General features: G+C 70.8%; 18 protein-coding genes. 9 read left to right on the top strand and 9 right to left on the bottom strand.

The genetic code is table 11. The features are described from left to right. The first annotated feature begins 46 nt into the window (after positions 1 to 46). Entirely contained in the window at positions 47 to 247 is a 201-nt protein-coding gene (locus IEY33_RS07055; protein ID WP_188961566.1) for a hypothetical protein, read from the top strand. A gap of 151 nt (positions 248 to 398) precedes the next feature. On the opposite strand, the gene IEY33_RS07060 is transcribed toward IEY33_RS07055, so the two are convergent. Beyond that, a complete protein-coding gene (locus IEY33_RS07060; protein ID WP_188961567.1) occupies positions 399 to 1,106 on the bottom strand; it encodes an MBL fold metallo-hydrolase in 708 nt (235 codons plus the stop codon). 92 nt (positions 1,107 to 1,198) lie between these two features. On the opposite strand from IEY33_RS07060, the gene IEY33_RS07065 reads away from it, so the two are divergent. Beyond that, positions 1,199 to 1,816 carry a TetR/AcrR family transcriptional regulator gene (locus IEY33_RS07065; protein WP_229670847.1) on the top strand — a complete coding sequence of 206 codons (618 nt, stop codon included), beginning with the start codon at positions 1,199 to 1,201 and terminating at the stop codon, positions 1,814 to 1,816. 51 nt (positions 1,817 to 1,867) lie between these two features. Here IEY33_RS07065 and recA read toward each other — a convergent pair whose 3' ends face one another. Continuing rightward, complete coding sequence (gene recA, locus IEY33_RS07070) at positions 1,868 to 2,929, bottom strand: recombinase RecA (protein WP_188961569.1); 1,062 nt, start codon at positions 2,927 to 2,929, stop codon at positions 1,868 to 1,870. Between the two features lie 221 nt (positions 2,930 to 3,150). Between recA and IEY33_RS07075 the strand changes: the two genes are divergently transcribed. After that, a complete protein-coding gene (locus IEY33_RS07075; protein WP_188961570.1) occupies positions 3,151 to 6,117 on the top strand; it encodes an EAL domain-containing protein in 2,967 nt (988 codons plus the stop codon). A 58-nt stretch (positions 6,118 to 6,175) separates the two neighbouring features. On the opposite strand, the gene IEY33_RS07080 is transcribed toward IEY33_RS07075, so the two are convergent. Further along, positions 6,176 to 8,644, bottom strand: a complete 2,469-nt coding sequence (locus IEY33_RS07080) for a diguanylate cyclase domain-containing protein (protein WP_188961571.1) — start codon at positions 8,642 to 8,644, stop codon at positions 6,176 to 6,178. A 324-nt stretch (positions 8,645 to 8,968) separates the two neighbouring features. Between IEY33_RS07080 and tal the strand changes: the two genes are divergently transcribed. Further along, positions 8,969 to 9,898: a transaldolase gene (gene tal / locus IEY33_RS07085; RefSeq protein ID WP_188961572.1), complete on the top strand. Its 930-nt coding sequence runs from the start codon at positions 8,969 to 8,971 to the stop codon at positions 9,896 to 9,898. Positions 9,899 to 10,194: 296 nt separating this feature from the next. Here tal and IEY33_RS07090 read toward each other — a convergent pair whose 3' ends face one another. From IEY33_RS07090 to IEY33_RS07115, 6 genes are all read right to left on the bottom strand, one after another. After that, positions 10,195 to 11,061: an alpha/beta fold hydrolase gene (locus tag IEY33_RS07090; RefSeq protein WP_188961573.1), complete on the bottom strand. Its 867-nt coding sequence runs from the start codon at positions 11,059 to 11,061 to the stop codon at positions 10,195 to 10,197. Between the two features lie 56 nt (positions 11,062 to 11,117). Next, on the bottom strand, positions 11,118 to 12,761 hold the full coding sequence (locus IEY33_RS07095) for a methylmalonyl-CoA mutase family protein (protein ID WP_188961574.1): 1,644 nt from the start codon (positions 12,759 to 12,761) through the stop codon (positions 11,118 to 11,120). Positions 12,762 to 12,954: 193 nt separating this feature from the next. Beyond that, complete coding sequence (locus IEY33_RS07100) at positions 12,955 to 13,368, bottom strand: cobalamin B12-binding domain-containing protein (protein WP_188961721.1); 414 nt, start codon at positions 13,366 to 13,368, stop codon at positions 12,955 to 12,957. Between the two features lie 98 nt (positions 13,369 to 13,466). Next, positions 13,467 to 14,441: a methylmalonyl Co-A mutase-associated GTPase MeaB gene (gene meaB, locus IEY33_RS07105; RefSeq protein WP_229670848.1), complete on the bottom strand. Its 975-nt coding sequence runs from the start codon at positions 14,439 to 14,441 to the stop codon at positions 13,467 to 13,469. 93 nt (positions 14,442 to 14,534) lie between these two features. Continuing rightward, entirely contained in the window at positions 14,535 to 16,277 is a 1,743-nt protein-coding gene (locus tag IEY33_RS07110) for an AMP-binding protein (RefSeq protein ID WP_188961575.1), read from the bottom strand. A 306-nt stretch (positions 16,278 to 16,583) separates the two neighbouring features. Further along, positions 16,584 to 17,804, bottom strand: a complete 1,221-nt coding sequence (locus tag IEY33_RS07115; RefSeq protein ID WP_188961576.1) for an alpha/beta fold hydrolase — start codon at positions 17,802 to 17,804, stop codon at positions 16,584 to 16,586. 160 nt (positions 17,805 to 17,964) lie between these two features. Between IEY33_RS07115 and aceB the strand changes: the two genes are divergently transcribed. From aceB to eutC, 5 genes are all read left to right on the top strand, one after another. Then, a complete protein-coding gene (aceB, locus tag IEY33_RS07120; protein ID WP_188961577.1) occupies positions 17,965 to 19,530 on the top strand; it encodes a malate synthase A in 1,566 nt (521 codons plus the stop codon). A 521-nt stretch (positions 19,531 to 20,051) separates the two neighbouring features. Next, positions 20,052 to 21,566: an amino acid permease gene (locus tag IEY33_RS07130; RefSeq protein ID WP_229670849.1), complete on the top strand. Its 1,515-nt coding sequence runs from the start codon at positions 20,052 to 20,054 to the stop codon at positions 21,564 to 21,566. Beyond that, complete coding sequence (locus IEY33_RS07135) at positions 21,566 to 22,336, top strand: SDR family NAD(P)-dependent oxidoreductase (RefSeq protein WP_188961579.1); 771 nt, start codon at positions 21,566 to 21,568, stop codon at positions 22,334 to 22,336. Before IEY33_RS07130 ends, IEY33_RS07135 begins: the two co-directional genes overlap by 1 nt. A 114-nt stretch (positions 22,337 to 22,450) precedes the next feature. Continuing rightward, on the top strand, positions 22,451 to 23,851 hold the full coding sequence (locus IEY33_RS07140) for an ethanolamine ammonia-lyase subunit EutB (RefSeq protein WP_188961580.1): 1,401 nt from the start codon (positions 22,451 to 22,453) through the stop codon (positions 23,849 to 23,851). Continuing rightward, positions 23,848 to 24,654: an ethanolamine ammonia-lyase subunit EutC gene (gene eutC / locus IEY33_RS07145; protein ID WP_229670850.1), complete on the top strand. Its 807-nt coding sequence runs from the start codon at positions 23,848 to 23,850 to the stop codon at positions 24,652 to 24,654. The genes IEY33_RS07140 and eutC overlap by 4 nt, the downstream gene beginning before the upstream one ends. Positions 24,655 to 24,670 lie beyond the last annotated feature (16 nt).

Consider the following 24,670-nt stretch of genomic DNA (forward strand, 5'->3'; position numbering starts at 1 on the left):
AGCGGGGCCGGTATTGAGGTCCGGGCTTGCTGCTAGGGTGGGGGCGATGAATTCGATGTTTCTGCCCGGTGAACTGCTGCCCGCTCTGGATGATGTGCTGGTGGGGCCGCTGTACCACGTGTTGCTGCCGGGCGGGTCGGTGGGGACGGTGCAGTTGCGTGCGGACGGCTGGGTGTGGCGCAGCCTGAGTGGCGGGCGGTCCCAGCGGGGCGGTCGGGCGGAACTGGAAGCCTGGCTGGCAGGATGATCTGCGCGGGGTGCGGGGCGCCGTGTCCTGCTTCCCCGCGTTGACGTGTCGTGCCGCTGGTGTCGCGCCGCGCGGGGCCAGCCGCGGCGTATGGTCTGGTGTTCGCGTCCGGGCGGCGGGTTCGCGTGCCACTCGGGTGATCTGCCGGAGTTCAGTTTCGTGTGAGGCGGCGTTCGAGGTGGTCGGCGGCGGCCTGCATCTGCCCTGTGGGGTGGTCGAGGACGGGGCCGTGGCCCACGGCGAGGCGGGTGGGGTTGAGGCGCTGGAGGCGGCGGGCGCTCTGGAGTGCGGTGGGCGCGTGCCAGGTGGCGAGGGCCGGGAAGGGGAAGAGGGGTTTCAGGTCGCCGCTGACGGCGGTGCCGGTGGCGGTCTGGTAGGCGTCTCCGGCGATGAGGGTGCCGTCGCGGGTGTCGAGGTAGGCGAGGTGGCCGGGCGTGTGGCCGGGTGTGGCGACGGCGAGGAACGGTCCGATCTGGTCGCCGTCCTGGAGGGTGCGGGTGGGGGTGGTGCGGGTGGTGACGTAGCTGCCGCGCAGGGCAGCGCCGGGGAGCTGTTCGTGCGGGTCGAGGTGGCGTTCGCCGCCGAGGAAGCGGGCGTCGCGGGTTGAGACGTAGGTCTGCAGGTCGGGGTGCTGGGTGTGGAGGGTGTCGAGGTCGCTGGCGTGATCGGCGTGGGCGTGCGTGATGAGGAGTCTGGTGATGGGCAGGCCGATGAGCCGGGCGGCGTGGGTGATGGTGCGGACGCCGCTGAGGCCGGTGTCGATGGCGGTGAGGGTGTCGCCGTCGCGCAGGAGGTAGCTGTTGAAGCTGCCGAATCGGGTGAGCTGGTAGAGGTGGGGGCCGTGCTGGCGGATGCTCATGGGGACTCCTGCGCGAACGTGAACGTCGTTCGTCTTTGTTGCGAACACTGTACGTCTTTGGAGACGGGTCGTCAAGACGTACAGTGTTCGGTATGCCGTTCCCCGCCAAACTCAGCCGCGACACGATCCTGCAGACCGCCATGACCCTCGTCGAAGAGGGGCCACGCACGCCCGGCGAACCACCGGACGCCCCCCTCAGCCTGCGCTCCCTGGCCGACGCGCTCGGCGTACGCGCCTCCAGCCTGTACCGCCACTACGCCGACCGCGACACCCTCGACACCGCCATCGCCGACGAAGGCAGCCGCCTCCTGCTGCAGCAGCTGCAGGCCGACACACGTGCCCTCTCCCCCGAGGACGCCATGCGGCAGGCCGCCCACACGTACCTGCGCTTCGCGCACAGCCGACCGCGCCTGTACGCCCTGATGCACGCCCCGCGCCCCCTGGCGCTCAGCCCGGAAGGACCCGGCAAGGACCTCTGGCGCGCCCTGCTGAACCTGGTCGGGCAGGTCACGGGACGCCAGGACGACACCTCCGGTGTGGTCGCGTTCTGGTGCTTCCTGCACGGCTTCGTCGCGCTGGAGGCCAGCGGACAGTTCGGCGCGAGCGGCCCAGCAGGCGGCTTCGAGCGCGGCCTGGACGCCCTGATCACCGGCCTCGCCGGGACGGGCAGCAACATAGGAGCGGGGCGCGACCCCGTCACCCTGGACTGAGGGGAGGGGTCGCGCCCCGCCGGACGGGGAACACGGAGGTGCGCGGGCAGGTCAGCCGAGGTCGGGCGTCTCCGCGGCCGAGACGGGCGCGCCGGTCTGCAGGGCCGTCACGAACTCACGGCCGTGCTCGATGGCCGCGAGGACCTTCGTGCGGATCTCGGCCTGCAGGGCGGGGCGTTCCGCGATGTACGCGATGGCCTTGTCCTTGCCCTGCCCGATGCGGTCGTCGCCGTAGCTGTAGAAGCTGCCGGCCTTGCGGATGATCTCGGCGTCGGTGGCGAGCGTCACGAGGTCCGAGACCTGATCGAAGCCGGTGCCGTAGCCGATGGTCAGCTCGACCTCCTTGAAGGGCGGCGCGACCTTGTTCTTGATGACCTTGATCTTGACGGTGTGCGAGACGGCCTCGTTGTTCTCCTTGTTCGGCTGCCCGATCTTGCGCACGTCAAGGCGCATGGTGGCGTAGAACTTCAGGGCCTTGCCGCCCGTCGTGGTCTCGGGGTTGCCGTACATCACGCCGATCTTCTCGCGCACCTGGTTGATGAAGATGGCGGCCGTGTCGGTCTTGGAGAGCACGCCTGCGAGCTTGCGGAGCGCCTGGCTCATCAGGCGGGCCTGCAGACCGGGGAGGCTGGCGCCCATGTCGCCCTCGATCTCGGCACGCGGCGTGAGGGCCGCGACGCTGTCCACCACCACGATGTCCACCGCGCCGGAACGCACGAGGAGTTCCATGATCTCGAGTGCCTGCTCGCCGTTGTCCGGCTGCGACACGAGCAGTTCGTCGGTGTTGACGCCGAGCGCTCTGGCGTAGGCGGGGTCGAGGGCGTGTTCGGCGTCGATGAAGGCGGCCGTGCCGCCCGCCTTCTGGCACTGCGCGATGACGCTGAGGGCCAGGGTGGTCTTGCCGCCGGATTCGGGGCCGTAAATCTCGGTGATGCGGCCGCGGGCGATGCCGCCCACGCCGAGCGCGACGTCGAGGCTGAGGCTGCCGGTGCTGATGGTGTGCACGTCGAGGCGGCTCTCGGCGCCGAGCATCATGATGCTGCCCTTGCCGAAGTTCTTCTCGATCTGGGTCATGGCCGTCGTGAGGGCCTTGCGTTTGTCGTCGGTGAGCATGGGTGGTCCTCCAGGGCGATGCCGGAACAGGCACCTCTTGATTTATCTTATAACAGAATAATTAGGATTGTGTATGCCAAGTGCCGAATCCGGGATGGGCCGGCCCGGACCCCTCGTCTGTGAACGCCTGACAGACCCGAGTCAGACCCGGAAGGGTACAGTGAAGACGTGCCACAGGGTCAACCACCACACCGGAACACCTGCCTGGCCCCGGACCCGTCATGACGCCTGCCCACCCCACCGAGGCCCCCACCCCGCCCCGGGCACTGCGCGTCCTGATCGTGGACGACAGCCCCGAAGACGCCGAAATCTACACCCGACTGCTGCGGCAGGCGACCGCACACCCCCTCTCCTGCACCAGCGAGGAACTCGGCGAGGACGGCCTCGACGCCCTGCGCCGCGACCCGCCCGACTGCGTCCTGCTCGACTACAACCTGCCCGACATGACCGGCCTCGAATTCCTGAGCGTCGCCGGAACACAGACGCCCATCATCCTGATGACCGGCGTCGGCGACGAGGAGATCGCCGTGAACGCCATGAACGCCGGCGCGCAGGACTACATCGTCAAGGGGCGGCTCAAGGCACACGAACTGCTGCGGACCGTGGAGCGCGCCATCGAGAAACACCGTTTGCAGCGCGACCTGACCGACTCGCGCCTCCAGATGCAGACGGTGCTCGACAGCGTCGGCGTGAGCGTCCTGTCGCTCGGCACGGACCTGAATCTCGAATACCTCAACGAGGCCGCCCGTACCCTCCTGCACCTCCCGCCCGGCACCCCGGCCCACCTGCGCGAACACGCCCCCTGGCTGTACGCCGCGCCCTTCGACGAGGCGTACCGGATGGTCCTCGCGACCGGGGGGCGCATGACCTTCGAGACGAGGCACCCTGAACAGCCCGTCTGGCTGGACGTACGCGTCAACCGCAGCGCGGGCGGCCTGTCCATCTCCCTCACCGACGTCACGCAGCGCCGCCTGGAAGAGGAACGCCTTCGGCTGCTGGAATCGGTGGTCGTGAACGCCCGCGAGGCCGTCGTGATCGCCGAGGCGCAGCCGACCCACCCGCCGGGTCCCAGGGTCGTGTACGTCAACGAGGCGTTCACCGACATGACCGGCTACGCGCCCGAGGAGATCGTGGGCCTCACGCCCCGCATCCTGCAGGGCCCTGCCTCGGACCGCGCCGCCCTCGACCGCATCCGGGACGGGCTCGCGCGCTGGGACAGCATCAGCGAGACGGTCCTGAACTACCGCAAGGACGGCACGCCCTTCTGGGTGCAGCTCAGCATCACGCCCGTCGCCGACCGCAGCGGCTGGTTTACGCACTGGGTGAGCGTGCAGCGCGACGTGACAGCCGAAGTGAAGCGCGAACAGCACGAGCAGGCGCGGCGCGACATCCTCGAGATGGCCGCCGAGGGCCGACCTCCGGAAGACGTGCTGACCGCCATCTGCCGCCTCGTATCCCTCGACCTCCAGACCCTGCCCGTCACCGCCTGGATCCGCAACGGCGACCTCCTCACCCTTCTCGCGAGCGAGCAGACCGACCGCGCGCAACTCCGTGACCTCGCGCACGCCCACGTGGACCGCATCGACCGTGTCGACCTGAGCCGCGATCAGGGTGCGACCGTGCGGGCCGTGAACTCCCGCGAACTCGTGGTGGTCGAGAACATCCACGCTCCGGGCGTCCAGCTCAAGGACGGCGTCGTGGCCCTGCTCGAAGAGAACGCCGTGCAGGCCATGTGGGTCTACCCGATCCTGCCGAGCCGCGCAGAGGAACGGCCGCTGGGCGTGATCTCCATCTTTCCCAGAGAGGCGCGCAGGCCCACCCCGGCCGAACTCGTGGCGCTCGCGGACGCGGCCGGCCTCGCCACGCTGATCCTCGAACGGTCGGCCGCGCTCGGTGAGATGCAGCGCCTCGCCCTGCACGACAGTCTCACCGGCCTCCCCAACCGCCCCCTGTACCTCGAACTGCTCACGCAGGCCATCCACGCCACCTCACGCGATCACGCCCGCGTCGCGGTCGGCCTGCTGGACCTCGACCGCTTCAAGACCATCAACGACACGCTCGGCCACACCGCCGGTGACCGCCTGCTCGTGCAGGTCGCCCGGCGCCTCACCGGGACCTTCCGTCCCACCGACACCATCGCCCGTATGGGCGGCGACGAGTTCACGTTCATCCTGCCGTTCAGCAGCGACCCGGCCGTATTCCAGGAGCGCATCGCGAAGCACCTGCACGCGTGCTTCGACCGGCCCTTCGACCTGAACGGCCAGGAGGTCTTCGTGAGTGCCAGCCTGGGGCTCGCGTTCACGCCCGACCACGGCCGCGACCCGGAACAGCTGCTCAGCGCGGCGGACCTCGCCATGTACCACGCCAAACGCACCGGCACGCACGTCGCCACATACCAGCCGGACCTGCTGCGGCAGGACACGGCCGTCATCTCGCTGGAAGCGGACCTGTACCGCGCCCAGGAACGCGGTGAGCTCGAACTGTTTCACCAGCCGATCGTGCACGCGCAGACCCGCGCGCTCGTCGGCACGGAAGCCCTCATCCGCTGGCACCACCCGCGCCTGGGCCTTGTGAGCCCCGCACAGTTCATTCCGCTCGCCGAGAGCACCGGATTGATCCTGACGATCGGCGCGTGGGTGTTGCGGCAAGCCTGCATGCATCTCGCGGAGTGGCACCGCACGCACCCGCACCTGAGCGTCAGCGTGAACCTCAGCCCCCGGCAGTTCTGGCAGCCGGACCTGATCGGCACGGTACGGGACGCGCTGGAAGTGAGCGGCATTCCGCCTGAAGCGCTGATCCTGGAGATCACTGAGGGCGTCCTGATGGACATCCCGGACGCCGAGGCGACCCTGCGCGCCCTGCGCGATCTGGGCGTGCGGCTCGCCCTCGACGACTTCGGGACCGGGTACAGCAGTCTGTCGTACCTGCGGCGCTTTCCGCTCACGTCCCTGAAGATCGACCGGTCCTTCATGGATGGCGTCACCGGCGACGACCAGGGCACGCCCGAGAACGTGGTACGGGCCGTGATGCTGCTCGCGCACGCCCTGGGCCTCTCCGTGACGTCCGAAGGTGTGGAGAACGAAGCGCAGGCGAACTTCATCCGCAGCGTGAACGGCGAACTGCTGCAGGGCTACCTGTTCAGCCGCCCGCTGCCGGTGCAGGACCTGACCGACACCTTTCTGCGCTGAACGGGTGCGGGCGCCTGGCCGAAGTCCTGCCCCGCCGCTGCGCCGCGGTGATCCGCGTTCAGGGGCGGCCCGGGTCCTGGCGGGCCAGCCGGTGCTGCTGCTTCTGCCGGTACATGCGTTCGTCCGCACGGCGCATCAGGGCGTCCGCCTGCAGTTCCTCCTGCAGCGCGAACGCGATCCCGGCGCTGGCGTCCACGTTCGTGAAGCCCTCCAGGCGCGTGCGTCCCACCGCACGGCGGACCCGCATCTCCAGCGTCTCCTGCGCCTCCATTCCGGCCCGCACGAGGATCGCGGCGTACTCGTCGCCGCCCAGGCGGTACACGCGGTCCTCGCCGCGCAGGCTCTGCGTGAGAGTACGTGCGAAGGTCGCGAGGAGCGCGTCCCCACGGTCGTGACCCTCGTGGTCGTTCACCTGTTTCAGGCCGTCGAGGTCGATCATGAGCAGCCCGAACGGTTCGCCGCTGCGGCGGGTGCGGTCCAGTTCGTTCTGCAGGTCGCGCTCGAACGCCCGGCGGTTCCCGAGGCCCGTCAGGGCGTCCACCAGGGCCGCTTCCTCCAGCAGCGCGACGTACTGGCGGCGCTCCAGGTTCAGCTGGATGCTGCGTGCCGCCGACTCGAAGAGCGCGCGGTCCTCCTGCGTCCACGGGCGCAGCTTCTCGCGGCGGATGGCGACCATGATGTGCCCCACTCCACTCATGCCGGGCAGCGGCAGGAACGCCACGCTGCGGACGCCGCCCTCCAGCAGGCCGGGCAGGGCGGTCGGCAGGGCCGCGTAGTCGTCGAGGTACACGGCCCGCTGTTCGGTCACGGCGCGCCAGACCATGCCCTGGCCGCGCTGCACGCCCGCCTCCATGGCGGCGCGGAAGGCGCCCTCGTTGGCGGTGCGCCGCCCGCTGTCCCAGGAAGTCTGCAGGTCGATGCTGTGTTCGCTCACGCGCGCCAGTCCCCACCAGTCCACATCCGCGCACTGCCCGACGATGGCGGCGGCCTTCAGGGACGCGGCCTCGGGCGTGAGGTCCTGGTTGCTGAGGAGAGACACCTGCAGCAGCGCGTCCGTGTACGTGGCGGCGCGCTGCAGGGCCTGCTCCGCGAGCCGTTCGCGCGTGACGTCCTGCACGATGCTGATGCCGAGCGGTCCACCGTGCGCGGCCGTGCCGGGCAGCGCGTCGGAGGTGGGGAGCGGCAGGGTACGCAGCAGGTACACGCGTCCGGCGGCGCGGATCTCGCGCTCGCAGGTACGTCCGGTGAGGGCCATGGCATAGTCGGCCTCGATCTGCTCGGCGATCCACGGGGGAAACAGGTCCGAGGGTCGGCGGCCCTGCATCATTTCGGGGCGCAGGTTCACCTGGGCGAGGCCCCGGCCGTCCACCAGGGTGTAGCGCGAGTCGGCACCGAAGAGCATGAGCGCGCCGTCCGGGAAGTTCGCGGCGAGCGTGCGGTACAGGCGCTCGCGTTCCTGCAGGCGCTGTTCGGCGTGCAGGCGGTCCGTGAGGTCCGTGACGACGGCGATGCTGCCTTTTCCGTTCGGCAGGTCGTGCGGGACCACGACCGCCATGACGTGCACGGCCCGCCCGTCCCGGTGGCGGTACGTGTGCGTGATCGTCCTGTGCCCTTCGAGGGGGACGGCCATTGCCGTCACGAAGTCCGCGCGGTCCTGCGGGTCGAGCAGGTCGAGCGGGCTGAGGTGCCGCAGTTCGTCGGGCGTGTACCCGCACAGGTGCGTGAAGGCGGGATTCACGTAACTGAAGCGGTGGTCCGGGCCGGTCACCGCCAGTCCCTGCCCCATCAGGTCCATCAGCTGCCGCGCGAAGTTGCGTTCCTGTTCGAGGGCCAGGAAGGTCCGGTCCTGACGGCGGATCAGTGGCAGCAGCACGCCGAACCCCACGGCGACCAGGGCGAGGAGCGTCAGCGTCAGCGAGATGCGCTGCGTGGTGTCGAGCTGACCGAGGCGTTCGGTCGTCCAGCGCACCTCGATGTCCACCACGGCGTCCAGGGCGGGCGGCAGCGGCCCGCGCGCCGCCTGCACGAGGTACTGCAGGTCGGTGTTCCCTGTCGTGAGGGCCGCGTCGGGCACGGCGATCAGGGCGCGGGCGGCCTCCAGGTAGCGCCGCACCTGACTGTCGAGGGCCGACGGTCCGAAGTACAGGTCACGGATGTCCTGCGTGGCCGGGAACCCGCCGTACAGTTCGGCTTTCGGGTCGCTGAGCTGCGCGTGGTCTGCGGTCATGTCGTCCACCGCGACCTGCAGTTCCTGGCGCAGCGTGTCGCGGGCGGGACCGGGCGGCTGGATCAGCAGGCTCTGTGCGAGCGCGGCGATCCGCTGGGTGTGCAGGCCCTGCCGGGCCGCGAGGTTGATGACCTGTCCCTCGTGCTGCTGCGCCTGAATGCCGCGCGACATGGTGACGTAAGAGAGGACCGCGCACAGCCCGATCAGCACGAGGACCAGCACCGCCGTCTGCGTGAGCACGATCCGGCGGACCCGGCTGGACGCCTGAATGTGGGGGGGAGTCTGTGCGGCCCAGGGCATTCAGCGCCGTCCTGAGGCGGGGCAGGCAGAGTCTGCCCGTTGCCCGGAAGGTTCGGTGTCGCTGGTCATGGTGAGGCTCACGGTACGCCTCCGGGTGTGACAGTGGACTGACACGGCGTCCATTCCGGACGGCTTCATGTTACGTGTGTACACACGCGTACACACGTACACGTCTAAACGCTTCCTGAAGGTCAGGACGTGCCTCTGCCCAGTCAGGCGGCACAGTCTCGCCCACGAACGGAGGTACGATCAGACCCGGAACAGGTTTCGGAGCGAAGCCGCCACACACACGCCGCCGGGCCACGCGCCCGGCCAGGGAGAACCATGAACAAACTCGAACAGCTGCGCGAGATGTCCGTCGTCGTCGCCGACACCGGCGACATCGAAGCCATCCGCAAGTTCCAGCCCCGCGACTGCACCACCAACCCCTCCCTCATCCTCAAGGCCGCGCAGCTGCCCGGCTACGCCTCCCTCGTCCGCGAACTCCTCGACGCGGCCCCCAAGGACGGCGACCCGGAAGCGGTCCTCGACAGGCTGACCGTCCGCATCGGCACGGAGCTCACCAAGATCGTGCCCGGCGACGTCTCCACCGAAGTGGACGCCCGCCTGTCCTTCGACAAGGACGCCATGGTCGCCAAGGCCCGCCACCTCATCAAACTGTACGAGGAGCAGGGCGTCGGCAAGGACCGCATCCTCATCAAGCTCGCCACCACCTGGGAAGGCGTGCAGGCGGCCAAGGAGCTCCTCAAGGACGGCATCCGCTGCAACCTCACGCTGGTCTTCAGCCTCGAACAGGCCGTCGCGTGCGCCCAGGCGGGCGTGTTCCTGATCTCGCCCTTCGTGGGCCGCATCACCGACTGGTACAAGAAGGCGCAGGGCGTCGAGAGCTTCCCGATCAGCGAGGACCCCGGCGTGCAGTCTGTCCGCAAGATCTACGCGCACTTTAAGGCGCACGGCTACCAGACGGTCGTGATGGGCGCGTCCTTCCGCAGTGCCGCGCAGGTCGAAGCGCTCGCCGGCTGCGACCGCCTCACCGTCAGCCCGCAGCTCCTCGCGGACCTCGCCGCCGACGAAGGCACCCTGGAACGCCAGCTGAACCCCAGCGAAGGCCACGAGCAGGAAAGCGAACTGACCGAAGCGCAGTTCCGCTGGGCGCTCGCCGCGAACCCCATGGCGAACGAGAAGCTCGCCGAGGGCATCGTCGCGTTCCACAACGACACCGAGAAGCTGCGCGCCCTGCTCGCCAACTTCTGATACGATTTTGAGCTGAACTTTTGGAGTTCAGCCGAGCGAAGCGAGCACCAACGAGTACGGTTTTGAGGAGGTGGAAGGGATGTCGGTGCTGTTCCCGGCATCCCTGGAATCGGATCAAAACCGTATGCACCGCACACGGCAGGGAGACTCCACTTCCTGCTGACGACAGCGCCGAACGAGCACGAATGCGGCCGGGCCGGACCTCTTACGGGGTCCGGCCTCTCATCTTGCCCGGGGCGGGTGCTCGCCGTTCCAGTCGCGTCAGGCGCGGCGTCAGCGGCTGACCGCCCCTACGGTTACACCTGTTCGGTGAGCCACGTCAGGGCGTCCGCGGCACCGTGCAGGACCGACAGGTGCCCGTCGCCGGGCCGCAGGCGCAGTTCGGCGCGCGGCAGATGGCGCGCCAGCCATTCGCTGTGACTGGCGGGCACCACGCGGTCGTCCGTGCCGTGCGCGAGCAGCGTGGGCGCCGTCACCCGGTCGGGCGTGAAGCCCCACGGAGACACGTACGCGAGGTCGTCGTCCACCAGCCCGCCAGGACCGTTCAGCATGGCCGGACCCACCACCGTGTTCAGCCACGCCCACTCCCCCTGCAGGGCCGCATGGTCGGCAGGCGTGAACATCTGCGGATCGAAGGGCGGGTCGCTCGCCTCGAAGCGTTCCTTCACGTCCCGTCCGGCCAGCGCGGCCTCCAGGGCCGCCACGCCGGACGGCCACATGCCCGCAAACCAGTCGAGGCCCAGCGCCCCGTACGGAGCGAGCGGGGCGAGGCACGCCACGCCGCTTACCCTCTCCCCCATCCGGGCTGCTCCCATCCAGGCTGCGCAGGCGAGCGCGTGCGGTCCGCCCCCGGAGTGCCCCATAGCCGCGAACCTCTGCACGCCGAGCGCGTCCAGCACGTGCGAGGCGTCGGCCGCGACACTGGCGAGGTCGCGGCCGGGATGCCGGGTGGACGACCCGTACCCGGGCCGGTCGAAGGACACCCACCGCACCCCGAGCGTGCCGGACAGCGCCCGCAGCGGTTCCGGGGGGCGGCCGACGTTCGGCGTGCCGTGATGCCACAGCACGGTGAGGCGCGCGTCCTGCCCGCCCGTGTCGTAGACGTGCAGGGTGCGGCCGTCCGGGAGGGTCAGGTCGCGTTCGGTCAGCGTCTGTGCTTCCATGCCGCAGCATACCGGGGCGTCCGGCCTGACCTCCAGCCATCCCGCCCCATGCAACGTCACATGACGGCGGTCTCGACGTACTCGCCGAACACCTTGCGCAGCACGTCCATCTGCTCACCGAGGGTGGCGTAGGCGTGCGCGCACTCCAGGAAGGCGGGCATGGTGTTGCGGCCCTGCACGGCCGCGTCATGGAGGGCCGCGAGGGCCTGCGCGTGCCGCTGCGGGTCGCGTTCGCGGCGCACCTGCGCGAGCCGTTCGGCCTGCTGGACCTCCACCGCCGGATCGATGAGCTGGATGGGGACCTGCACGGCGTCCTGCACGTAGTCGTTCACGCCGACCACGATGCGTTCGCGGCGCTCCACTTCCCGCTGGTAGCGGAAGGCGGCCTCGGCCATCTCCGCCTGGAAGAACCCGGAGTCGATGCCGGCCTCCACGCCGCCCATCGCGCGGATCTGCTCGATGTACCCCAACGCGGCCGCCTCGATGTCGTTGGTGAGGGACTCGACGTAGTAACTGCCCGCGAGGGGGTCCACGATGCCCGCGACGCCCGTCTCGTACGCGATGATCTGCTGGGTGCGCAGGGCGATGGTGGCGGCCTCCTCGGTCGGCAGGGCGAGCGCCTCGTCGTACGCATCGGTGTGGAGGCTCTGCGTGCCGCCCAGCACGGCCGCGAGGGCCTGGATGGCGACGCGGGCGATGTTGTTGAGCGGCTGCTGTGCGGGGAGGCTCACGCCGGCCGTCTGCGCGTGCGTGCGGAGCATGAGGCTGCGGGGGTTCTTCGCGCCGTAGCGGTCGCGCATCTGGCGCGCCCAGATGCGTCTCGCGGCGCGGAATTTGGCGATCTCCTCGAAGAAGTCGTTGTGGACGTCCCAGAAGAAGCTGATGCGTGGCGCGAACTCGTCGATGTCGAGGCCGCGTTCCAGGGCCTTCTCGACGTAGTGGAAGCCGTCCGCGAGCGTGAAGGCGAGTTCCTGCACGGCGGTCGCGCCCGCCTCGCGGATGTGGTAGCCGCTCACGCTGATGAAGTTCCATTTCGGGACGTGGCGGGGACCCCATTCGAAGGTGTCGATGACGAGGCGGACGCTGGGGGCGGGCGGGTAGATGAATTCCTTCTGCGCGATGAATTCCTTGAGGATGTCGTTCTGGAGGGTCCCACCGAGCTGGGCGAGGTCGTGGCCCTGCTTCTGGGCGTTGGCGATGTACATGGCCCAGATGGCGTTGGCGGGGCTGTTGATGGTCATGCTGGTGGTGACGCGGGTCGGGTCGATGCCCTGGAAGAGGCGTTCCATGTCGGCGAGGCTGCTGACGGCCACGCCGCACTTGCCGACCTCGCCGCGGCTGAAGGGATGGTCAGCGTCGTACCCCATCAGGGTGGGGAGGTCGAAGGCGGTGCTGAGGCCGGTCTGGCCGGCGCGCAGCAGGGCGTGGAAGCGTTCGTTGGTCTGTTCGGCACTGCCGAAGCCCGCGAACATGCGCATGGTCCACAGTCGGCCGCGGTACATGCTGGGCTGCACGCCGCGCGTGTACGGGAACTCGCCGGGGTGGCCGAGGTCACGCTGCGGGTCCCAGTCGTGCAGGTCGTCGGCGGTGTAGAGGGGGTCGGGGGTCTGGTTGCTGAGGGTGCTGAAGTTGTACTTGCGTTCCGGGAAGGTACGGGCGGCGGGCGCGTAGACGCTGTGCATCCATTCGTTCTTGTTCATGGCGGGGCCTCGTTCCTGACGGTGGCCCGGTGGGGAACCGGGAAAGGTGACGGGGTGGCTGCCCGCAGGGGCAGCGTCCCGGAGGGCAGCGGTTTAACGAACGCTTGTTTGGCTCAGGATAGCACCCGTCCCCGCCCTCCCCCACCCCCCTGACGCCTGGACGGGACCTTCAGGTGTTGAGGCGGGCGCCCGGCTACTGCTGCGCCCAGCGGGCCGCGACCTCGCGCCGCAGGTACTCGGCGGCGTCCTCGGTGCTCGCGCCGGGCGTGAACACCTGCCCCACCCCCAGTTCCGCCAGGACGGGAAGGTCCTGATCCGGGATGATGCCCCCACCGAACACCAGGATGTCCTGCGCGTCCCGCTCGCGCAGCAGCGTCATGATGTCCCGGAAATACCCCATGTGCGCGCCGGACAGCACGCTCACCCCGATGGCGTCCACGTCCTCCTGCACGGCGGCGTTCACGATCATCTCCGCCGTCTGGCGCAGGCCGGTGTACACCACCTCCATGCCCGCGTCCCGCAGGGCGCGCGCGACGATCTTCGCGCCCCGGTCGTGCCCGTCCATGCCGGGCTTCGCGATCAGGACCCGGATGCGGCGCTCCGGCATGAGGTCGTTCGTCGGGACGGTCTTGTCGTGGTCTTGCATGTTCGGTTCCCTCCACGGGTTGAAGTGATGGTGGCCCGGCGCGGCGGGACGCTCACGGTTCAGGGGGTGACGCGGCCGGCGAGCAGGGTGCGGGCCACGTCGTCGGCGCTGAGGTCCCCGGACGCGACGCGCTCCAGCAGGCCAGCGCCCGCCCCTCGGGCCAGGGCGAGCGCGTGGGCCTGGATCACGGAACGCACCTCGAAGCGTGCCCGTTCGAGCCGCTGCCCGCGCAGCCCGGCCTCACCCAGGTGCGCGCGGTGCGCGTCCACCGCGTCCAGCAGGGCGTCCAGGCCGCTGGCGGTGCTGGCGACCGTCTGCACGACCGGCGGGAAGAAGGTGTGCTCGTCGTGCGGACCGAGCAGCTGCGCGGCGCGCAGTTCCCGCGCGAGCCGGTCCGCGCCGGGCAGGTCGGCCTTGTTGACGACGAGGATGTCCGCGACCTCCATGATGCCCGCCTTGAAGGCCTGCACGCCGTCCCCCCCGGCAGGCGTGAGCACGAGGACCGTGTGGTCCGCCAGCGCCGCGATGTCCAGTTCGCTCTGCCCCACGCCGACCGTTTCCAGCAGCAGCACTCCGAAGCCGAAGCCCTCCATGACGCTCAGGACCTGCATGCTGCGCGCGGACAGGCCGCCGAGCGCCCCGCGCGACGCGAGGGAGCGCACGAACACGCCCGGGTCGGCGTGGTGGGCGAGCATGCGGATGCGGTCCCCCAGGATCGCGCCGCCGCTGAAGGGACTGCTGGGATCGACGGCCAGCACGCCCACCGTCACGCCGCGCGCGCGCAGGGCCGTGACGAGCGCCGATGCGAGGGTGCTCTTGCCGCTGCCGGGACTGCCGGTCAGGCCGATCACCACGGGCCTCGGGTGGGCGTGCGTCCGGGCCCGGACGCCCTGCAGGAACGCCTGCGCGTCCGGCCCGCCCGACTCGGCGAGCGTGATGCCGCGCGACAGGGCGCGCACGTCGCCCGCCGCGTACCGTGCCAGCAGGCTGGCCGCGCGGTCCGGCACGGCGGGAGTGTCGCCGTCCCGGGTCACGGTTCGCCCCGGCACGGCGCGGTCACGTGACCGGCGGTGTTCATGCCGCCGAGTGTAGCCCCGCGCGGCGCCCGCCCGCGTCCCCACCGCACGTCAGCCGTCCCGCCCCTCCGGAATGCCCGGACCGCCCGCCGCGAAGTCCTCCTCCCAGAACTCCAGTTCGCCGCGCACGAGGGTCGCCGCGTGCGCCCGCAGCTCCACCCGGCGGATCTTGCCGCTGATGGTCTTGGGGAGGTCCGCGAACTCCAGGCGGCGCACGCGTTTGAACGGCGCGAGCCGCGCGCGCGCGAACGCCAGGATGTCCGCCGCGAGGTCACGGGACGGCACGGTGCCCTCGACCGTCACCACGTACGCCTTCGGGACGCTGAGGCGCTCCGGGTGGGGGCTGGGGACCACGGCCGCCTCCGCGACGAGCGGGTGTTCGATCAGGAGGCTCTCCAGTTCGAAGGGACTGATGCGGTAGTCGGCGCTCTTGAAGACGTCGTCGGTGCGGCCCACGTAGTACAGGTACCCGTCCGGGTCGCGGCGCACCACGTCGCCCGTCCCGTAGTACGTGCCGCCCAGCGCGGCGCGCGTGCGTTCCGGGTCGCCCGCGTAACCGACCATCAGGCCGAGCGGCCGCTCGCGCAGGTCGAGGCTCAGTTCGCCCTCGTCGCCCTCCTGTCCGTCCGGCCCGACGAGCGCCACCCGGTACCCGGGCAGCGGGCGGCCCATGCTGCCCGCCCGGACCGGCTGGCCCGGCGTGTTCCCCACCTGCGCGGTCGTCTCCGTCTGCCCGTACCCGTCGCGGATGGTGATGCCCCACGCGCGCTGCACCACCTCGATCACCTCCGGGTTGAGCGGCTCGCCCGCCCCGAGCGCCGTACGGAGCGCGCCCCGGTACGCCGCGAGCGGCTGCTGGATCAGCATGCGCCACACGGTGGGCGGCGCGCACAGGCTCGTCACGCCGAGCTTCACGACCCGTTCCAGCGTGGCGCGCGCGTCGAAACGGTCACTGTTCACGACGACGGCCGCGCCCACCGTGAGCGGCACGAAGAAGTTGCTCCACGCGTGTTTCGCCCAGCCGGGCGAGCTGATGTTCCAGTGCACGTCGCCCGGACGCAGGCCCAGCCACGCGAGCGTGCTGAGGTGCCCGGCTGGGTAGCTCTGGTGCGTGTGCGTCACGAGTTTCGGGCGGCTGGTGGTGCCGCTCGTGAAGTACAGCAGCAGCGGGTCCGTCGCGAGGGTCGCGTGCCCCGCGAGCGGCCCGCCCGGCGCGCCTTCCGCCTCGCCCTGCAGGTCCGTCCAGCCGGGCGCAGTCCAGTCGGGCGCAGGCCGCCCGAGCACGAAGCGGGTGAAGCCGCTCAGCCCGGCGAATTTCGGGGTTTCGCCTGCTTCGGCCACCACGTGCCGCACCTCGCCGCGCGACAGGCGGTCCTGCAGGTCCTCCGGGGACAGCAGCGTGGTGGCCGGGATGACGACCGCCCCGATACGGATGCAGGCGATCAGCACGGCCCACAGGTCCGGAACGCCGCCCACCATCAGCAGGACGCGCTCGCCGGGCCGCACGCCGCCCCCCTGCAGGACGCGGCCCACGCGGTTCGCGCGGCCCTCCAGCTCACCGTACGTCCAGCGGCCCGTGTCCCAGATCAGGGCGGGGGCGTCCGGCGTGGCCTGCGCGAGCGGGCGGAACACGTCGTCCGCCCAGTTGAACAGCCCGAGTCGGGGCCACGTGAAGGCGGCCCGCTGCGCGGCGTAGTCCTCGCGGTGCGTCAGGACGGTGTTCAGGGCGGCGCGGAAGTTCGCCACGCTCTGCTCGCGGGTGAGCGGCAAGGCGGTGGGGGCAGGCTCAGTCATACGGACCTCGCAGTGGGGCGCGGCGTCGCCGGTGAGAGTCTGGCGTGACCGGAAGGAAGCGGGTGGGTGTTCCGCAGTCTAGCGCGGGCGGCAGGGCGCAGCTGCCCGGAGGTCCGGACAGCACGCACGCAGAGCGGCCCTTCCCCGCATCCTCAGGTCATACGGTTTTGAGCTGAACTTGTAGAGTTCAGCCGAGCGAAGCGAGTGCAGATAAATACGGTTTGGAGGAGATGGAAGGGATGTCGGTGCTGCTTCCGGCATCCCTGGAATCGGATCGAAACCGTATCAGGCGGCAGCCGGTCCCGGTCACCTGGGGGTGCGGGCCATCCGGATCAGGCGTCCGAGGACGCGCTCGCCGTCCGCGTGCAGGCCGTCGTGCTGGTACTCGTTCGTCAGCCACAGGCGCAGGTTCCCGATCCCTGCGGCCGTCTCCTCGGAGTAGCGGCGCTCGACGTACATGTCCTCGGCGTACACGAGGGCCGCGACGGGCACGGTGTTGCGCTGCAGGGCCGCCTCGTCGTACAGGCGCGGCCAGACGTGCCGGGCGAGCAGGTCCGCTGCCTGCGCGAGGGGACGCAGCGCTGCGGAGTCCTCGAACATCCACGGGTACACCATCTCGCCCGTGAAGGCGGTGGGCGGGAAGTCGGCGGGCAGGGTGCGCTCGGCGGCCCAGCGGGTCGCGGTCCCGTCGGCGTAGCAGGCCTCGTGCAGCGCGGCGTACAGGGGGTTGCGGTCGTACGGGAATTCGGCGTCCACGTCGTGCAGGAAGGCGGGTGAGCCGTAGGGGTGGTCGAGCAGGAAGTGCAGGCGCTCCAGGCCGCTGCCCATGCCGAGGCCCTGCCCGAGCTGCCGGAAGCGCTGCGGGGTGAGCGGGTCGCCGGACGGCAGGGTGAGGGGCGCGCGCGTCAGACGGTCGTGGATGTCCTGCACGCGGGCCTGCAGGTGCGGGTAGCGTTCCAGCAGCTGGGCGTTGCGGGCCGCGACGCGCGCGTACGTGGCGCGGTACACGTCGTCGGCCGTGTGGCCGAGTGGGGGGAGGCCGCCCGTGATGAAGGCCTCGCGCAGCGCGTGCGGGTGGAAGGACAGGTACGTGACGACGCAGAACCCGCCGAAGCTCTGACCGAGCACGCTCCAGCGGTCCACACCGAGGTCCTGACGGATGAATTCGGCGTCGCGGACGATGGCGTCCGCACGGAAGTGCGTCAGGTACCCGGCCTGCGCGTGCGGGTCGAGGCCGGGCAGCGTGCCGACGGGCGTGCTGCGGCCGGTGCCGCGCTGGTCGAGCAGCAGGACGCGGTAGTCGCGCAGGGCGCGGTTGATCCATTCGGGGAGCGAGACGGGGCGCGCGGCCTCGTAGCCGGGGCCGCCCTGGAAGTACACGAGGTACGGCCTGTCCGGGCCGTCCGGCGCGGCGATCTCGCGCGCGAAGACCTCGATGTGCGGTCCGGTGGGGTCGGCGTGGTCGAGCGGCACGCGGAAGGTGCGGTCGGTGACGTGGTGCTCGCCGAGGCGGTAGGAGGTGCTCATGCCCCACTGTAGCGGGGAGGTTACCGTGGCCGTGACAGGGTCCGGTGGGTGCGGGCGGAGCGGCCCGCCTCCCGCCGCGCTAAAATAATGAAAACAGTTTTCACCAGATGAAAAATACGTCCGGCCCGCCCCCGGCCACCCCCCACCCCCAGGAGACGCCATGACCGCGCACACCCCCGACACCGGCCTCATCATCCACGCTCCCCTCACACCCGAGTACGAGACCGTCCTCACCCCGGACGCCGTCGCCTTCCTGACCGGACTGCACCGCACCTTCGACGCGCGCCGCCGCGAACTGCTCGCCGCGCGCACCGAACGCCAGGCGCGCCTCGACGCGGGCGAGGCGCTCGACTTCCTGCCCGGCACCGCCAGCGTCCGCGCGGGCGACTGGCAGGTCGCGCCGCTCCCGCAGGACCTGCAGGACCGCCGCGTGGAAATCACCGGGCCCGTCGACCGCAAGATGATCATCAACGCCCTCAACAGCGGCGCGCGCATGTTCATGGCCGACTTCGAGGACGCCTCCTCCCCCACCTGGGACAACTGCCTCGCCGGGCAGATCAACCTCCGTGACGCCGTGCGCCGCACCATCAGTCTCGAACAGAACGGCAAGAGCTACCGCCTGAACGACCGCACCGCCGTTCTCCTCGTCCGCCCGCGCGGCTGGCACCTCCCCGAGAAGCACGTCACGGTGGACGGCGAGACCATGTCCGGGTCCCTCTTCGACTTCGGCCTGTACTTCTTCCACAACGCCGCGGAACTCCTCCGGCGCGGCAGCGGCCCATACTTCTACCTCCCGAAACTCGAATCGCACCTCGAAGCGCGCCTGTGGAACGACGTGTTCGTGCACGCCCAGGACGCCCTGGGCATCCCGCAGGGCAGCGTCCGCGCCACCGTCCTCATCGAGACCATCGTGGCCGCCTTCGAGATGGACGAGATCCTGTACGAACTGCGCGACCACTCCGCCGGCCTGAACTGCGGCCGCTGGGACTACATCTTCAGCTACATCAAGAAGTTCCGCGAGGACGCCACCCGCATCCTGCCGGACCGGGCGCGCGTCACGATGGCCGTCCCCATGATGGAGAACTACAGCAAGCTCGCCATCCAGACGTGCCACAGACGCGGCGCGCCCGCCATCGGCGGGATGAGCGCCTTCATTCCCGTCAAGAACGACGAGGCCGCCAACGAACGCGCCTTCGCGCAGGTGCGCGCCGACAAGGAACGCGAGGCCCGCAACGGCCACGACGGCACCTGGGTCGCGCATCCCGGCATGGTCGCCCTCGCCACGGAGGTCTTCGACGCGCTGATGCCCACCCCGAACCAGATCGGGAGCGGCAAGCAGGCGGACGTGCACGTCACCGCCGCCGACCTGCTCACGCCGCCCGAGGAGACAGTCACCGAGACGGGCGTCCGCACGAACATCAACGTCGGCGTGCAGTACCTCGCCGCGTGGCTGCGCGGCAGCGGGGCCGTCCCCATCCACAACCTGATGGAGGACGCCGCCACCGCCGAGATCAGCCGCGCGCAGCTGTGGCAGTGGCTGCACCACCACGTCACCCTCGACGACGGCCGCACCCTCACGCAGGAGCTGATGGACGACCTGTTCGCCGACGAACTCCGCAAGCTCGGCGACGGGTACGCGCAGGCCGGCCCGCTCTTCAGGCGCGTCGCGACCGAGTCGCCGCTCGTAGATTTCCTGACGCTTCCCGGGTACGACGCGCTCGCCTGAACGCGGCACGCGCACCCCGGAGGGCCGCGCCCGACACGACGTCGGGCGCGGCCCTCGCCTGTCTGCACGTGCCGCGTCCAGCGTCGCCGGGAGGGCGGGCCTGCCTGCTACACTCGGTCTCATGAAGCCGAGGCCAGGGCGCGTCCCGCCCGGCAGCTTCAGCAGGGGGTTCACGCATGAAGACCAACGCAGGGTCCGAAGCCACCACCCGTCCTCCAGTGCCCGCGCGCCGCGCGTCCGGCTCCCGACAACGACCCCCGGCCCGGCAGCCCTGACCGGCTGCCCCGCCCCGCTGACCGACCGCCGCGCCACCCGCCCCGGCCGCCACGACAGTTCACCGACCGGCCTCCGGCACCCCGACGCCCGTCCCCCGCCCGCCAGCACCCTGGCGGCGCACCCGGCCGTCCGGCACTCCTGCCGGGCCGGGCAGACGCACTCCGTCCCGCCGGGATCCGTCCCGCGCCACATCCGGCCGAGCAGCGCTCCTTCGAGCGCTCCGCCGTGAGGATCAAGGAGTTCCCGTGACCCATACTCCGGACCACGTCCCCTCCCCCACCGCCAGCTCCGACGAGGCCACCCTCGCCGCGATGGGGTACAAGCAGGAACTGTCGCGCCGCATGAAGGGCTTCTCGAACTTCGCGATCAGTTTCTCGATCATCTGCATCCTGTCGGGCGGCATCAACTCGCTCGGGCAGGGCATCAGTTCCATCGGCGGGGCCAGCATCGGGATCGGCTGGCCCGTCGGCTGCCTCGTCAGCGTCCTGTTCGCGCTCGGCATGGCGCAGATCGGCAGCGCGTACCCCACGGCGGGCGGCCTGTACCACTGGAGCAGCGTCCTCGGTGGACGCGGGTGGGGCTGGCTCACCGCGTGGCTGAACCTGATCGGGCTGGTGACGGTGCTCGGCGCGATCAACGTCGGCACGTACTCGTTCTTCATGTCGGCCTTCGGGGACGCGCTCGGCCTGAAGGCGACCCTCGGCACGCAGGCCACGTTCGTGATCGTGATCACGGCCATCCAGGCGCTCGTGAACCACTTCGGGATCCGGCTCACGACGCGCCTCACGGACCTGAGCGGCTACCTGATCTTCGCCGTGACCATCGTGCTGACGGTGGCGCTGCTCGCGTTCGCGCCGCACATCGACGTGTCGCGCCTCGTCACGTTCACGAACTACAGCGGCGACGCGGGCGGCGGCGTGTGGCCGCAGAACACCAGCACGGCGAGCCTGTTCCTGCTGTGCCTGCTGCTGCCCGTGTACACCATCACCGGCTTCGACGCGTCCGCGCACACCGCCGAGGAGACCATGGACGCGCAGCGCGCCGTGCCTCGCGGCATCGTGAGCAGCGTGGTGTGGGCGTCCCTGTTCGGGTGGATCATGCTGATCGCCGTGGTGCTCGCCATTCCCGACATGAAGGCCGCCGCCGCCAGCGGGTACGGGGTGTTCGTGTACGCCATGGGCATCCTGCCCGGCTGGCTGCGCGTCCTGCTGTACGTCGGGATATTCGTGGCGCAGTTCATGTGCGGCCTCGCGACCGTGACGAGCGTGTCGCGCATGACGTACGCGTTCGCGCGGGACGGCGGCCTGCCGTTCTCGGGCGTGCTGCGCGGCATTCACCCGGTCCTGAAGTCGCCCGTCGCGGCGATCTGGGTGATGTCGGCCATCAGCATCCTGTTCACGCTGTACACCCCGGTGTACTCCACCATCGTGTCGGTCACGGTGATCTTCATCTTCCTGAGTTACGGCCTGCCCATCGTGCTGGGCCTCTTCGCGTACGGGCGCACGTGGACGCGCATGGGACCGTGGAGCATCGGCGGCGCGTACCGGGTGGTGGCGACCCTGGTGGCCGCCGCGATGGTCGGGATCTTCGTGGTGGGCGTGCAGCCGCCCAACGACAAGGCGCTCCCCATCACGGCCGGATTCCTGCTGCTGACGGCCGTCGTGTGGTTCGGCCTGGAACGCCGCCGCTTCGCGGGACCGCCGAACCTGGAGGCGCTGCACGTCCCGCCCGTCCACGTCAGCGAGGCCGGCGCGGACTGATGACCGCCCGGCAACGCTTCACGGGCCGCACCGCCCTCGTCTCCGGCGGTGCGGGCGGGGTGGGAGAGGCCGCCTCGCGCCTCTTCGCGGCGGAAGGCGCGCGGGTCGTGATCGTGGACCGGCAGCCGTCCGGGGAGGCGCTCGCCGCCGAACTGCGCGCCGCCGGGCACGAGGCCGTGTTCGCCCTGGCGGACGTGTCGGACGCCGTGCAGGTGGACGCAGCCGTGCAGGCGGCCGTGCACGCCTTCGGCGGGGTGGACGTGCTCTTCAATCACGCGGGCACCATCGTCATCAAGCCCTTCCTGGAGACCACCGAGGAAGACTGGGACTGGCTGATGAACGTGAACGTCAAGAGCATGTACCTCATGACGCGCGCCGTCCTGCCGCACATGTTGCGCGCCGGGCGGGGCGCCATCGTGTGCACGTCCAGCATCAGCGCCGTGGCCGCCACGCCCATGGAGGTGCTGTACGACACCACCAAAGGTGCCGTGCACCAGTTCGCGCGGGCGATCGCCGTGGAGTTCCGGGACCGCGGAATCCGCTGCAACGCCGTGTGCCCCGGCTTCATCCGCACGCCGCACGGACTGCGCGAGGTACGGGACCTGCAGGCGCTCGGGGTGGACACCAGCGACGCGGCCATCGCGGCGCAGCAGGGCCGCCTCGCCGAGCCGGACGAGGTGGCGCGCGCCGCGCTGTTCCTCGCCTCGGACGACGCGAGCTTCGTGAACGGCGCGCAGCTGTTCGTGGACAACGCGTTCACGGCCGTCTGAACCGCCGCCCGCAGGGCGTCCGGCCCTTTCCCGATCGAGCCCGCCCCAGGCGCCGGATGTCGTCCGAATCCGGCTGAACGCACCGCCCCGGCAGGGGCACCGAGAGGTCATGGGATGTATCACGTCACGCTGGGCCACACGCATCACACCTTCGCGGACCTCAGGACGCTGCTGGGCCGCGCCAGTCCGCAGAAGTCCGGGGACGAACTCGCGGGTCTCGCGGCCGGGAGTGCCGCCGAGCGGGAGGCGGCGCGCGCCGTGCTGGCGGACCTGCCGCTCGCGGTGTTCCTTGAGGAGCCGCTCGTGCCGTACGAGACGGACGAGGTGACGCGCCTCATCGTGGATTCGCACGACGCGGCGGCGTTCGCGCCCGTGGCGGGCCTGAGCGTGGGCGGGTTCCGCGACTGGCTGCTGAGCGACGCGGCGACGCCGCAGGCGCTCGCGGCCCTCGCGCCGGGCCTCATGCCGGAAATGGTGGCCGCCGTCGCGAAACTCATGCGGAATCAGGACCTCGTGCTGACCGCGTCGAAGGTCGAGGTCGTCACGCGGTTCCGGACGACCATCGGCACGCGCGGCACGCTCTCCACGCGCCTGCAGCCGAACCATCCGACGGACGACCCGCGCGGCATCCTGGCGAGCACCCTGGACGGCCTGCGGTACGGGGCGGGCGACGCCGTGATCGGCGTGAACCCGGCCCTCGACTCGGTGGACAGCTGCGTGTCGCTGCTGCGCCTGCTGGACGACTTCCGGCACGGGACGGGCGTGCCCACGCAGACCTGCGTGCTGACGCACGTGACGAACACCCTGCAGGCCATCCGGCGCGGCGCGCCGGTGGACCTCGTGTTTCAGAGCGTGGCGGGCACGCAGGCCGCGAACGAGGGCTTCGGGATCGACCTGGCGCTGCTGGCCGAGGCGCACGACGCCGCCCTCGGGTTGAGGCGCGGCGAGCAGCTCGCGGGCGGCTTCGGGGACAACGTCATGTACTTCGAGACGGGCCAGGGGAGCGCCCTGTCGGCGGGCGCACATCACGGCGTGGACCAGGGGACGGTGGAGGCGCGCGCGTACGCGGTCGCCCGGCAGTTCCGGCCGCTGCTCGTGAACACCGTGGTGGGGTTCATCGGGCCGGAGTACCTGTACGACGGTCGGCAGATCGTCCGGGCGGGCCTGGAGGACCACTTCTGCGGCAAGCTGCTGGGCCTCCCGATGGGCTGCGACATCTGTTACACCAACCACGCCGAGGCGGACGGGGACGACATGGACGTGCTGCTCACCATGCTGGGCGCGGCGGGCGTGACGTTCATCATGGGTATTCCCGGCGCGGACGACATCATGCTGAACTACCAGAGCACGTCCTTTCACGACGCGTGGTACCTGAGGCGCATCTTCGGGCGGCCGCCCGCGCCGGAGTTCGCGGCGTGGCTGGAGTCGGCGGGCGTGACGCGCGCCGGCCAGCTGCGCGACCCGGACGAGGCCCGCGTGCACGCCCTGCTGGGCGGGCTGGAGCTGGCCCGGTGAGCGGCAGCGACCCGGCACTCCCGCCGGAGCGTGCCGTGTCCGCGTGGGAGGCCCTGCGCGATTACACGGACGCGCGCGTCGCGCTGGGACGCAGCGGCACGTCCATGACGACGCGTGACCTGCTGGCGTTCACGCAGGCGCACGCGGCCGCGCGGGACGCCGTGCACGACCGCGCGGACTTCGCGGGCCTGCGCGCGCAGCTGGAAGCGGCGGGCGAGGCGGTGCTGGAGGTCCGCAGCCGCGCTCCGGACCGCGCCACGTACCTGCGCCGCCCGGACCTGGGCCGCACCCTGCACCCGGGCGCGCTTCCCGCGCTGCAGGCCGCCCGGACTGCTGGACCGGCGGACATCGCGGTCGTCGTCGCGGACGGCCTGTCTGCCGGGGCGCTCGCGCAGGTCATGCCGCTCCTGACGCTGCTCCTCCCTGCCCTGCGCGCGGAGGGCTTCACGTTCGCGCCCGTCACGCTCGCCTCGCAGGCCCGCGTGGCACTGGGGGACGGCGTGGCCCTCGCGCTCGGCGCGCGGCTCGCGCTGGTCCTGATCGGGGAGCGTCCCGGCCTGAGCAGTCCCGACAGTCTCGGCGCGTACCTCACGTTCGCGCCGCGCGCCGTCACGCCCGACTCGGCCCGCAACTGCGTGTCCAACATCCGGCCCGCCGGTCTGCAGGCGCGGGCGGCCGCGTGGACGCTTCGGCACCTGGTGGGGGCGGCCCTGCGGCGCGAGCTGAGCGGTGTGGACCTCAAGGACGACAGCGGTCCCCTCCCGGCGGACGGGGACGCCCGCGTCCTCCCGCACGCCGAGTAGGCGCAGGGCCGGACCT

Source organism: Deinococcus aquiradiocola (assembly GCF_014646915.1).
Taxonomy (GTDB): Bacteria; Deinococcota; Deinococci; order Deinococcales; family Deinococcaceae; genus Deinococcus; species Deinococcus aquiradiocola.